A 12,647-nucleotide genomic window follows, 5' to 3' on the forward strand; every position below is an offset into this window, starting at 1 on the left:
ATCCCCGCAAAATAGCATGAAGCAAACGAAAAATTCATTCCTGATTTACTTTTTGGCATTTTCTCTCAGCCTTTGTGCGCCTCCGGCTACATTCTCTCAACAAGCTATCCTCACAGGCGCTGAGCGATCTGACCTTTACCTTCCCATGCTGGAAGGAAAACGAGTCGGCTTTGTAGGCAACCAAACCAGCATCATGCCTCAGTCTGCCAACAAACATGCGGTCGATTTTCTTCTGGAAAAAGGTGTACAGGTTAAGAAGGTTTTTGTACCCGAGCATGGATTCCGGGGCACCGCGGATGCCGGGGAAAAAGTGGACAACAGCATCGACCAAAAGACAGGTTTGCCAATTATATCGCTCTATGGGAATAATAAAAAACCCTCAGCTGCGCAGATCGCAGATTTGGATGTGGTGATTTTTGACTTGCAGGATGTCGGGACCCGCTTTTTCACCTACATCAGCACGATGCATTATGTGATGGAAGCTTGTGCAGAGCAAGGTAAGAAGGTCATCATCTTTGACCGTCCCAACCCGAATGGAAGCTACATCGACGGGCCGATGATGAAGCCGGGATTTGAATCCTTTGTAGGAATGCACAATATTCCGATTGTCCATGGGCTGACCGTCGGGGAGCTGGCCAAGATGATCAATGGGGAAAAATGGCTGAAAGGCGGTTTGACCGTAGATCTCGAGGTGATTCCCGTCTCCAATTGGACACGTGATATGGCTTACAGTCTTCCTGTAAAACCGTCTCCAAACCTCCCGAATGACCTTGCCATCAAGTTATATCCAAGCATGTGCTTTTTTGAAGGAACAGTGGTTTCTCTGGGTCGAGGGACCCTTTACCCATTTCAGGTGTATGGTTATACCGATCCCAAATTCGGTAAGTTCCAATTCACGCCTGTAAGCATCGATGGTATGTCCAAAACACCACCGCTTCAGGACAAACTTTGCTACGGAAGAGATCTGAGAGCAGAATCACTAGATCACCAATTTACCCTTGAATACTTGCTCGAAGCCTACACTAAATCGGGCATGAGGGAGAAGTTTTTCAATAATTTCTTCAATACTTTGGCTGGCACAGATGAGTTGAAAAAACAGATTCTTGCCGGAAAGACAGAGAATGAAATTCGTGAAAGCTGGAAGGCAGGATTGGAGGAGTACAAAGGAAAAAGGGAGAAGTATTTGATTTATAAATGATTTGAAATTTGATATTCGAGATTTGAGACAACGAATTTCAAATCCAAAATCCCACATTTTCCCAATGAAAGATCTCTGTTCTTCGGAATTTGCAATTCCGAAGCTGGGTTGTAGGATTTCTTATCCGGTAAAACTCCCAATTCGAATTAAAAATTCTTCAACAAAAATTCAAAATTTGAAAAACAGAGTAAGCATTGAATTTATGAGACTGACAATATTGATTTTAATCTTCCTTTGTTTTTCATGCGAAATAAGAACTTCAAGTGACAAAAGGTTTGAGACAAATATTGGTTTTGCACTTCCTACTGAAAAAGAAGTATTAAGAGATGAATATCACGACATGTTGCAAGACTATGAAATCATTTATGAGGTCGAATTATCGACAACATCAAATCAAAAGATGATTGCGAAAATTAGATCTCTTATTGAGACTAACTCAAAAGAATGCAATTGGTCGTTTGCAGACTATGGATTCAATTATCTATATGAAAAAGGCCTAACCTTATATATGGTGACCTATGACACCTTAAATAGAAGACTCACGTATGAAGAACTTGCTGACTAGTAAAAAAAAATCAATACAGCATAAGGGAGATATACTTGCGGGAAATTGAGATTGAAATCCTAAACAACATTCACCCTCTCGATTGCAAATCCCGAAAATAAGAAGTGGTTAGTGCTACTACCCAGTTGAAGATTTGAGCTGGTCGAATCTCAAATATCAAATCTCGAATTTTAAATATCGAACACCAAACATCGAATGTCAAATAAAGAAGTAACTGAAAAAACCCTCCGAATCATCTACATGGGCACACCGGAATTTGCCGTACCTGCCTTGGAAAAACTGGTGGAAGCCGGTTGGAATGTAGTGGGTGTCATCACAGCCCCTGACAAACCCCAAGGCCGAGGCCAAAAACTGGTGGGCTCGCCTGTCAAGCAAGCCGCTGAAAAGCTCGGACTCCATATTCTTCAACCCACGAACCTAAAAAATCCTGATTTTCAGCAGGAATTAAAGGATTTGAGAGCCGACCTTCAGATTGTAGTGGCTTTCCGGATGCTTCCTGAGGCCGTATGGAACATGCCTCCTTTGGGTACATTCAACCTACACGCTTCCCTCCTGCCCGACTATCGGGGTGCAGCTCCGATCAATTGGGCCATCATCAACGGGGAAAAAGAAACCGGAGTAACAACCTTCTTTCTCAAGCATGAGATCGATACCGGAAGTATCATTTTCCAGGAAAAAGTCCCAATTCTACCCGAAGACGATCTGGGAACCGTCTATGAAAAACTGATGACTATCGGAGCTGATTTGGTGGTCAAAACTGTAGAAGCTATTTCCAAAGAGACAGTAAATCCCAGCGTTCAGGACGAATCCAAAGCGCAGCACCATGCCCCGAAGATTTTTAAAGAAACCTGCAAAATAGATTGGACACATGCTGCAGAGTCAATTCATAATTTGGTGCGTGGACTTTCTCCCTATCCTGCGGCCTGGACGGAATTCCAGAACAAAACGTGTAAGATTTTTAAAACTGCCTTTTCTGAGAAGAACCTAGAGGGAAAAACCCCCGGCCAATGGGGATCTGACGGAAAAACCTTCCTTAAGTTCCAAACCGGTAAGGGAACTTTGGATGTTTTGGAACTCCAAATCGAAGGAAAAAAACGAATGAAAACAGAGGAATTACTCAGAGGGCTTAAACTTTAAGTCCTTTTTTATGAGTTTTTATTTTTCATCTAATTCATTTTTAGGAAATTAGGACACACTTTTAAACTCAACGATCATGAAAAAAGAAATTTTAAGCCTCCTCGTTTTAGCAGGAATTCTGTTGACAATCCCTGCCCAGTCTCAGATACTGAAAAAAATCCAAAATGCAGCAGCCCAAGGCGTGGAGAACGCCGCTACCAAAAGAACCATGGAGGCCTCAGAAAGGAAAACCAATGAGGCCATAGATGGGATGTTTGGCGGGATGATGAAACCTGCGCCTACCGAGTCGGAATATTTCTTCACCGGATACATGGTCATGGAGGTGACTAGTACGGATAAAAAAGGCAAATCAGAAGAACCAACTCAGATTCAATATTTGCTCTCAGACAATACCGAATTTATGGGAATGTCATTCACCGATCCCAAAAAACCTGAAAATTCCACTATTTCTATCATGGATTCCAAGAATCAGGCTATGGTCATGCTGATGGACAATAAGGGTGAAAAATCGAGTTTTGCCATAAAGCTGGATTACGAAAAAATGCAGGGAATGGTGGATGAAGAAGTAGAGTCCCAACTTGAAAACCCGGACTATACAATCACAAAAACCGGAAACAAGAAAACCATATTAGGATACCCATGTGAAGAGTTTTTGGTCACATCTAAAGATGGGAAAGGGGTGTATTGGATTACCGAAAAACCAATTGAGGGGTTATCTATGTTTTCTCCTCAAAGCAATCCTATGGTTTCTAATAAAAGTATGGATCGATATAATTCCATGTTTTCAAATGCTCCCAAAGGAAGTTTTATGGAAATGATCTTTACCGCAACCGACGGATCGATCACGGACATGAAAGTCATAGAAATGGAAACAAAAAGTCCCCGAAAATATACCATGGCCGAATTTCCAAATATGATGGCCGGAGTGGATAGATAATTCCAAAAAAGGGCAGAAAAACTGCCCTTTTTCATTTTTTCCATACCAAAGACTGGTATCTTGAAGCTAAATACTAATATCCTGTGCAAATCACCCTTATCGTGGCCAAGGCAAAAAATAATGTCATTGGCAAAGACAATCAACTCATTTGGAAGCTTTCGGCTGACCTCAAACGATTTAAGAGCATAACCTCCGGTCATTTTATTTTGATGGGTAGAAAAACTTACGAATCCTTGGGCAAGCCCCTTCCAAACCGAAAGCATATTATCATCACTCGAAATCCTGATTTTCAAGCACCTGAAGGACATTATGCATTTTCTTCGGTTGAAGAAGCTGTTATTTTTTGCAACAAAATAGGTGTGGAACAACTTTTCATAATTGGAGGAGGGCAGATTTACGAGGAGACAATAAACCGCTGCGATCGGTTAGAAATCACGGAAGTGGAAGCCGAACCTGAGGGTGACACCTACTTTCCTGAAATAGATCCAAAAATCTGGAAAGAGACCGAGCGTGAGCACTTTCCCGCAGACGAGAAAAATGAGTTTCCATTCGCTTTTGTGACTTACCAAAAAATCAAAAAATAACCATGTCAAAATCGGTCATTTGGATTACCGGGGCCTCCTCAGGAATAGGAGAAGCTACGGCAAAGAAATTTTCTCAGGAAGGCTATCGGGTGATCATTTCTGCAAGGAATGAAAAAGAACTGAACCGTGTGAAATCCGAATGTTCAAATCCTACCGAAGTACAGGTTTTACCCCTCGATTTAGTAGAGATTGATTCCTTTGATGAAAAAGTAAGCCAGGCAATCGCCTTCTTTGGAAAGGTGGATATTGTCCTTCACAATGGCGGAATTAGTCAGCGTTCATTGATCAAGGAAACGGGTTTGGAAGTGGATCGGAAACTGATGGAGGTTAATTTCTTCGGTACGATCGCTTTGACCAAAGCCATTTTACCTCACTTCGTTGCCCGAAAGACAGGACAATTTGCTGTGGTAAGTTCCTTGGTTGGAAAATTCGGTTCACCCTTCAGGTCTTCCTATGCTGCCTCCAAACATGCTTTGCATGGTTTTTTTGACACCTTGCGTGCAGAGCATTTTCAGGACAATATCACGGTCACGATGATTTGCCCCGGGTTTATCCGCACCAACGTTTCCGTCAATGCACTTACCTCAGATGGTAGTGCTTTGGGAAAGATGGATGAAGCACAGGCAAAAGGAATGAGCCCTGAGGCTTGTGCATCAGAAATTTACGCTGCCATCACAAGGAAAAAAGAGGAAGTCTACATCGGAGGAAAAGAAACCTTTGCCGTACACCTTAAGCGGTTTTTTCCCGCCATTTTCTCCAAAATCATTAAAAAAGCCAAAGTTCGATAATCGGAAATCGCCCCATGCAAGTCGTAAAAGCAGAAATAATAGCCATTGGAGATGAATTGCTCTATGGACAGATTGTAGATACCAATAGTCACTGGATCAGTCAAGAACTGGATCTGATGGGTGTGAAAGTGGTTCGGAAAACAACTGTGGGAGATTACAGAAAAGATATCCTTACCGCTTTTGCTGAAGCTGAGAAACGTGCTGATCTCGTCCTGATCACAGGAGGCTTGGGACCCACGCAGGATGACTTGACCAAGCCGCTACTGGCGGAACATTTTGACTGCGAAATCCTGGAAGTACCCGAGGCAGTTGAGGCCATCACAGCATTTTTCAAGAGAAGAGGAAGAGAAATGACACCCTTGAATATACTCCAAGGACACCTTCCCGCCTGCTGCACTTATGTACCCAATGAAGTCGGTACCGCTCCGGGAATGTGGTTTGAGCGAAACGGGACTTATTGGATGTCCATGCCCGGAGTGCCCCATGAGATGAAAAAGCTCATGAAGGACTTTGTCTTACCGAAGCTTCCGAGTCTTTTTACGCTACCTGTGATTTTCCATAAAGTGATCAAGACCGTCGGAATCGGAGAAAGCTGGCTGGCCGATCTAATAAAAGATTGGGAAAACGCACTTCCCGAACATATCCGATTGGCATATTTGCCTTCCCTTGGGCATGTCAAACTTCGACTTACCGGATTTGGGGATGATAAGTCGCAATTGGAACAGGAAATAGATCAACATATAAAAGTCATTTTGCCGACAATTGGCAAGTACGTTTATGGCTATAATGAGGAAACACTGGAAACAGCCATAGGAAAGCTTTTGAAGGAAAACGGGAAAACTGTAGCTTTGGCTGAGAGCTGTTCGGGTGGATACATTTCACATTTGGTCAGCAGTGTGGCAGGTTGCTCGGCGTATTATATGGGATCAGTTGTCCCCTATCATAATCAGTTCAAGGAAAAAGTCCTTGGTGTAAAAGCGGAAACCCTGAGAAAACATGGTGCGGTAAGTGAAGAAACTGTGCGGGAAATGGCAGAAGGAGTGCGGCACCTTTACGGGGCTGACTTTGGTCTTTCCAGCAGTGGCATCGCCGGTCCCGATGGTGGTTCCGAGGAAAAACCGGTGGGGACAGTTTGGATTTCATGTGCCGGAAAGGGGTTTACTGAAGCCAAAAAACTACAATTAACCCAAGACCGAATGCTGAATATTCAATTAACAGGCGTTGCTGTTTTGAATTTGTTAAGAATTTGCATCAATCAGAATAACAAATAAAATTTTACTTACAAGGTTTGGGTAGGAGTAAAAGAAAATTTAATTTTAAATCTTGAATTTAAACCCAATTTAATTATCTAATTCGCTATGGCAAGTGTAGAAATGCTGATGCCCAAAATGGGTGAAAGTATCATAGAAGGAACCATTCTTACCTGGCTAAAAAAGGAAGGTGATTCCATCGATCAAGACGAATCAGTCCTTGAAGTTGCCACTGACAAGGTGGACACAGAAGTTCCTGCCACACATGCCGGAATTTTGAAAAAAATTCTCGCGAAAGAGGGAGATGTAATTGCTGTCGGAGCTCCAATTGCTGTGATAGAAACTGCCTCTGAAAATGGAGTTGCTCCAAGTTCCGCAAAAATTGAAGTAGAACCTGCAAAAGAAGCGCTGGTAGCAGCTGCTCCTGCCAATACAGCGGCAATTATCGCTCAAGTAGAACCCCTGAATGAAACTCCTTCTGCAGACGGGAGATTTTATTCTCCTTTGGTGAAAAGTATTGCCAAAGAAGAAGGGATTTCCTCAACTGAGCTTTCCAAAATACCGGGTACAGGGAAAGAAGGAAGGGTAACGAAAGAAGATATGCTTGGCTACCTGAACTCACGAAGAGATTCCCCATCGCTTTCACAGGCAGTAAAAACAGTTCCCTCCATTTCGGAACCCAAAGTACAAATAAGTATCTCTGCTACTGATGAGATCATTGAAATGGATCGAATGCGAAAGATGATTTCCCAGCGGATGATCGAATCCAAGCGGATTTCAGCTCATGTGACATCTTTCGTAGAAGCAGATATGACGAATATTGTCCTTTGGAGAGAGAAGAATAAATTAGCCTATAAAGCTAAATATGGGGAAGGAATCACCTTTACTCCCTTCTTCATTGAGGCGATTGCAAAGGCTATCCGTGACTTCCCGATGATCAATATCTCAGTAGACGGTGAGCGAATCATCAAGAAGAAAGATATCAACATCGGAATGGCTGTGGCACTACCTTCAGGTAATCTGATCGTACCCGTAATCCGAAATGTCGACCAATTGAATTTGGTTGGGATATCCAGCAAAGTAAATGATTTGGCGAACCGGGCCCGCACAAATAAACTAACAGCTGATGATTTGGCTGGCGGTACCTATACAGTTTCCAATGTGGGTTCTTTCGGAAATATCATGGGAACGCCGATCATTCCCCAACCGCAGGTAGCGATCATGGCTGTAGGGGCTATTGTGAAGAAGCCTGCCGTAGTGGAAACCCCAACAGGAGATGTGATCGCAATCCGTCACAAAATGTTCCTCTCACACTCCTATGATCATCGGGTAGTAGATGGGGCACTTGGTGGGATGTTTGTCCGAAGAGTGGCGGATTACCTTGAGGAATTTGACCTCAATACCAGTCTTTAAATCAAAAATGGTCCCGGGAAAATTCGGGACCATTTCTTTTTATTCTGATTTTTCCCTCACTTTTCGATAGTAGTATTCCAACTTATCCGCCAAAGCCGCTAATCGAATCGGTTTGGTCAAGTAATCATTCATGCCTGATTCTATTGCTTTCTTCTGATCTTCTTCAAACACGTTAGCAGACAATCCGATAATAATAATCTCACTGTTGGCTTCATTTTTTCGAATTTCCCGTGTTGCTTCCAACCCATTCATCACAGGCATTTGGACATCCATGAGTATCACATCAAACTTCTGAACATTTACTTTCTCCAATACTTCAACACCATTTTTTGCCACCTCAAAATGAAAACCAAGCTGCTGAAACATCAAAGTCATCAATTGTAAATTCAAGTCATTATCTTCTGCTAATAAAATTTTCAGTGGGAATACTGCTCCCATGTCTTTAATGTCTTTCCATGTCAACTGATAGCTTTCAGGTATGATGAAATCCTTTTCGGCATTTTTCACAATCACAGAGAAACTGAATACCGAACCTTCTCCAAGTTCACTTTCTATAACCAGTTGCCCTCCTAGCAATTCAATGATTTTTTTGGCAATGGCTAATCCCAATCCGGTACCCTGGTAAGCCCGGGTATTAGAGCTCTCTACCTGATAAAATGGATCTGTAAGTTGCTCAAGATGCTCTTTTGGGATCCCGATTCCGGTATCGGAAATCCGAAAGGAAAGAAAAGAAAAAACCTCATCTATTGGATTCAATTCCATTTTGACACCTACGATGCCCTCATTTGGCGTAAACTTGATCGCATTTCCGATTAAATTGAGTAATACTTGATTTATTTTTCCTTTGTCAGCTTCAATAATTAAATCCTCCAACGTGCTGAAGCTGATTTCAAGTTTAATCTTCTTTTTACTTGCCAAGCCTGAGAGAATTTTGATTTGGTTCTTCAACTCCTCTACCGGATTAAAAAATGAATTTTGAATTTCAATTTTACCTGACTCAATTTTTGAATAATCCAGAATGTCACGGATAATATTTAAAAGTGAGTTTCCGGAGTTTTTAATAATCTCAACGTATTGCTTTTGAATCTTATTAAGATTGGTACTTTCCAATAAATCAATAATTCCTAAAAGTCCATTCATCGGCGTACGAATCTCATGACTCATATTAGCCAAAAAGTCTGACTTGGATCTATTGGCCTGATCGGCGGCATTCATTGCATCGACCAAACCTCTTTCCCATACTTTCTGTCCGGTAATGTCTTTTGAAATAGACATGATTTGATTTTCATCCAAAGGGAAAAATCTCATTTCATAATGTTTATCTCCGATGGGGCCATACCAAACTACATTTATGGTTTGAATACTTCCTGTGTTTTTTGCAAGATTAAAGACCCGAATAACTTCTTCGGCTTGACCATGAGGAACAAATTCTCCCAAGGATTTACCTAAAGTGGATTGGGCTGAATTAAGAAGATTCTTTTTGTCCTGAACATGAAAATCAAGTACAACACCCTCATTATTATAGATAAAAATGGTGTCTGGAATATTATTGATAAGTGTTCTGAGCCTATTTTCACTTTGAATAGTCTCCTGTCTGATCAGATATTGGGAGGTGATATCCGTACAGATTCCCATACCTCCCGAAAATCTCCCCGTTTTATCGAAAAGCAACTTTTCAAAAATTCTGACCCTGATTTTCGCTCCATCGGGTTTTATGAAATCAATTTCGAAATCCACAATATCCAATGATACTTCCAATGCTTTTAAAATTTGCTCCTTAACAGAATTTGCTTGAAGATGGGTGGAATCGGCCTTGAAAGCATTGAAGAAATCAACCTTAGAATGCCCAAGTACTTTCTCTACTTCATCAGAGACTTTGATCATCTCTCCTTTGTAGTCATGAAAAAAAACAAAGCCATTTAACTCCTGTAGAAGAAGATTTTGTTGATCAAAAAGCCGGGATATCTCATCAAGACTTGCCTCTTGAAGCTTGATTGAATCCCTATTTCCCTTTAAAGAAATAATAAAAAATGAAACAGTCCCGATCAATAAAATTACCACACCCAAAAAGAGCATCAAGTAGGTACTATAAAATCCGGAAGTCAAACCCTCCATTGGTACAAAAAAGACCAAGGATGCGGGTTTGCCGGAATTTGCATAGGAAAATGGATACTGCGCCAAAATCCCGGAAAACTCCTCCTCCCCTTTTTTCCAGTTCACTTCATAGAATCCCTTTAGCCCTAAATTAATGTCTGCCTTGATTTCATTAAAGTCATCTGTATTTAAGAAAACTCCCGCACCTGATTTAAGGGGAGTAATTGAAATCAGGTTATCCTCATAAAAAAGATACTTTTCACCCCCAGGATTTAAATAGAAATTGGCGACATAGTCATGACTGTATTTGAGGATATCTATTGAATAAAGAATTCGAAAGCCATATTTACCTTCAACTAAAAATTGTGATCTTTTTACCTGCTGGCCAATTGCCTGATTGGAACGCTTTCGTATAAAATCATTTCGCTCAGTCATCGTAAAAATGATTGTAGAATCATTCATCTCTACCCAAATAGAATCTAGCATCCCTGGGAAACTGGTGAAAGTTCTCCGCACGGCAACAGTAAATTCATCCCCTAATTCCTCCTCGTCCATTCTCGAATTTTCGAGGTAAGAGATCAAAATTTTTGATTCCTCTTTGAATCGGTTCAAATCTACCTCTAAACCTCTGGTAGCCAGCTCAGTCTGTTTTATTAAAAATTCCTTTCTTGATTCTACTTGAGCATTGTAAATCGCGTTAAAAAAACTGAATCCCAAAGCAATCACAAGGATAACCAACAATGTACCGATAGCGGTAATCAGTGAAAAGTTTGGATAGCCTTGAAAGTTTTTTTTCACTGTCGATTTTATCAAGAATTTGGAAAGATCTCAATTAAAAACCAACCCATCGTGGGAAAGGAAACACAAATCGCCTGTTTCAAATTTGGTTCGTTCTCAAAAATAAACCTGTCTTTTTTTTGCAGAAGGAAATCCTGCGCCATTTTGCGAACCTCTCTACTTTTGCTATTAAAGAGATTAAAATCAGAAATTCTGAAATTATCTGATTGAATGGTTTCTCTGTACACATGATTTTTCAATGGAGGAAGGCTCAAAGCTTCGATGCCCAAACTTTTTCCCGCAACGATATCTCCTTTAGCATTTACCAATACGAATTCCCCCTCTACGGAATTCAAATACGTTTCAATGATATCACCTACCGTGTAATCTACTCCCAAGACAGCAAACAGCTCGCTTCCATCATAAACAGGATGCAGTACGGAGAGGATCCAACCTTTTCCCGCGGGATCTACATAGGGATCGGGAATCCAAACCAACCCCTTTTTGGGATTGTGCTCCAAATCTGCCTCATAAAAAAAGTTAAACTTGGTCACGTCAATATCCGGATCAACGATATTTTTAGAATCATACGCAGGATATACCCTGCTTACCTGCATAAGTGAATTGGAATAAATCTGAACAGCCAAAGGATTGTTTTTTTTGAATGCCACGAAAACACTATCCAATGCATTTGTCAAAACAACCTCCTTTTCGGCCTTTTGACGGTTAGGTGTCGAATTAAGAATAATAATAGAGCTCAGCTTGGGGTCTTCATCGGGAATATTCGTGGAAAATGCCCCTTGATAACTATAGGGATTGGGCAATGGATTTCTTAAAATAGAATCCTTTTTAGTAAGGAGATAACTGTAAAAATGAGCCACGGTGTCCAGCTGCCGTGCCATTAATTCACCCTCTGATTCCATTTCCTGGATCAAGGCCTTTAGCTTATCAAAATTTTTACTTTGAAGTTCCTTTTCGGGAGCACCGCAGCCAAATAGAGAAAGACCCACGGAAAAGAAAAAACAAATCCATTTTAAATGACTCATAATTTGGCCTGATTTCAGGGAAATTAGAGATTTTCCAACTGTGAACGAAAGGTTTTACCCATTTCATCGAAACGATTTTTCACTTTGTCGAAAAATTCACCTGTCAAAAAAATCTCCAAATCCAATTCTTCCAACACCTCAGTTTCACTGAGCTTAAAAGTTTGCTCCATTGGACCTAATTCAAACTTGATTATGTATTTGTTATTCCAGGAGAAAATGCTGATTCGGACCTCCTCTTGAACCAGTTCTTTGACAACTCTCATTCCGGCCTTCTGACTTCAGATTTGTAAGTGATGGTAGATTTCAAAGATGAAGCTACTGAGCAATATTTATCTACCGACAGGGCCACTACTTTTTCAAATTCCTCAGGAGTAGCATCAGGGGACACCAGGACAAATTTCAATTCGATGGAGGTATAGAATGCAGGCACACCTTCATTGCGAGTCCCTTCTGCCTCCACAAAAAAATCGACAATCGCTCTTCGCTTTTTCTTCATCATCAATACCGCATCTACCGATGCACAACCTCCCAATGCCGACAACAGCAAATCCATAGGGGATTGGGAATGCTTGTGCTCAGGGTCATACATGTCAATATTCACCAGATTCCCCTGAGGATTGCGAGATTCATATTCTAAATCCGCCTTCATTCGGACGGTCACATTGCGTTTATTTGCCATTTTGATTTACGATTTACGATGCTTAGACTTGGTTCGGCTCCGCTCACCAACCGACGCTCAGCACAAGTTTTTTGATTTACGACTTATTTTAGTTTTTTGAGGCTTTAACCTTCTGATTTAAGACCACTGCCTGCTGCAACTGCCTGCTTTTTATCTGACTTCTCACTTTAGCTTTCTGA

Annotated in this window: 12 protein-coding genes; 8 read left to right on the top strand and 4 right to left on the bottom strand. The window is 41.2% G+C overall.

Going from position 1 to position 12,647, the window contains the following annotated elements; all coding sequences use genetic code 11:
* Window positions 1–16: 16 nt before the first annotated feature.
* From Q8M62_RS01105 to Q8M62_RS01140, 8 genes are all read left to right on the top strand, one after another.
* Entirely contained in the window at window positions 17–1,198 is a 1,182-nt protein-coding gene (locus Q8M62_RS01105) for a DUF1343 domain-containing protein (protein WP_305667996.1), read from the top strand.
* 64 nt (window positions 1,199–1,262) lie between these two features.
* The gene (locus tag Q8M62_RS01110) at window positions 1,263–1,763 is read left to right on the top strand and encodes a hypothetical protein (RefSeq protein ID WP_305667997.1); all 501 of its coding nucleotides are present in this window, start codon (window positions 1,263–1,265) and stop codon (window positions 1,761–1,763) included.
* A gap of 195 nt (window positions 1,764–1,958) precedes the next feature.
* Window positions 1,959–2,900, top strand: coding sequence for a methionyl-tRNA formyltransferase (fmt, locus tag Q8M62_RS01115; protein WP_304902498.1), 942 nt, complete (start codon window positions 1,959–1,961; stop codon window positions 2,898–2,900).
* A 76-nt stretch (window positions 2,901–2,976) separates the two neighbouring features.
* Window positions 2,977–3,837 carry a DUF4412 domain-containing protein gene (locus Q8M62_RS01120; protein WP_304902499.1) on the top strand — a complete coding sequence of 287 codons (861 nt, stop codon included), beginning with the start codon at window positions 2,977–2,979 and terminating at the stop codon, window positions 3,835–3,837.
* An 83-nt stretch (window positions 3,838–3,920) separates the two neighbouring features.
* Window positions 3,921–4,421 (top strand): dihydrofolate reductase, encoded by a 501-nt coding sequence (locus Q8M62_RS01125; protein ID WP_304902500.1) that lies wholly within the window; start codon window positions 3,921–3,923, stop codon window positions 4,419–4,421.
* A 2-nt stretch (window positions 4,422–4,423) separates the two neighbouring features.
* On the top strand, window positions 4,424–5,209 hold the full coding sequence (locus Q8M62_RS01130) for an SDR family oxidoreductase (protein ID WP_304902501.1): 786 nt from the start codon (window positions 4,424–4,426) through the stop codon (window positions 5,207–5,209).
* A 14-nt stretch (window positions 5,210–5,223) separates the two neighbouring features.
* Window positions 5,224–6,480 carry a competence/damage-inducible protein A gene (locus Q8M62_RS01135; protein WP_304902502.1) on the top strand — a complete coding sequence of 419 codons (1,257 nt, stop codon included), beginning with the start codon at window positions 5,224–5,226 and terminating at the stop codon, window positions 6,478–6,480.
* A gap of 87 nt (window positions 6,481–6,567) precedes the next feature.
* Complete coding sequence (locus tag Q8M62_RS01140; RefSeq protein WP_304902503.1) at window positions 6,568–7,872, top strand: dihydrolipoamide acetyltransferase family protein; 1,305 nt, start codon at window positions 6,568–6,570, stop codon at window positions 7,870–7,872.
* Between the two features lie 39 nt (window positions 7,873–7,911).
* Here the strand turns inward: Q8M62_RS01140 and Q8M62_RS01145 are convergent, their stop codons facing one another.
* Genes Q8M62_RS01145 through Q8M62_RS01160 form a run of 4 tightly spaced genes read right to left on the bottom strand, consistent with a single transcriptional unit; the run spans window position 7,912 to window position 12,468 of the window.
* Entirely contained in the window at window positions 7,912–10,764 is a 2,853-nt protein-coding gene (locus tag Q8M62_RS01145) for a PAS domain-containing hybrid sensor histidine kinase/response regulator (protein WP_304902504.1), read from the bottom strand.
* 11 nt (window positions 10,765–10,775) lie between these two features.
* Complete coding sequence (locus Q8M62_RS01150; protein WP_304902505.1) at window positions 10,776–11,789, bottom strand: hypothetical protein; 1,014 nt, start codon at window positions 11,787–11,789, stop codon at window positions 10,776–10,778.
* 23 nt (window positions 11,790–11,812) lie between these two features.
* The gene (locus Q8M62_RS01155) at window positions 11,813–12,052 is read right to left on the bottom strand and encodes a hypothetical protein (RefSeq protein ID WP_304902506.1); all 240 of its coding nucleotides are present in this window, start codon (window positions 12,050–12,052) and stop codon (window positions 11,813–11,815) included.
* A complete protein-coding gene (locus Q8M62_RS01160) occupies window positions 12,049–12,468 on the bottom strand; it encodes an OsmC family protein (protein ID WP_304902507.1) in 420 nt (139 codons plus the stop codon). The genes Q8M62_RS01155 and Q8M62_RS01160 overlap by 4 nt, the downstream gene beginning before the upstream one ends.
* Window positions 12,469–12,647 lie beyond the last annotated feature (179 nt).

Source organism: Algoriphagus sp. (genome assembly GCF_030694375.1).
Lineage (GTDB): Bacteria > Bacteroidota > Bacteroidia > Cytophagales > Cyclobacteriaceae > Algoriphagus.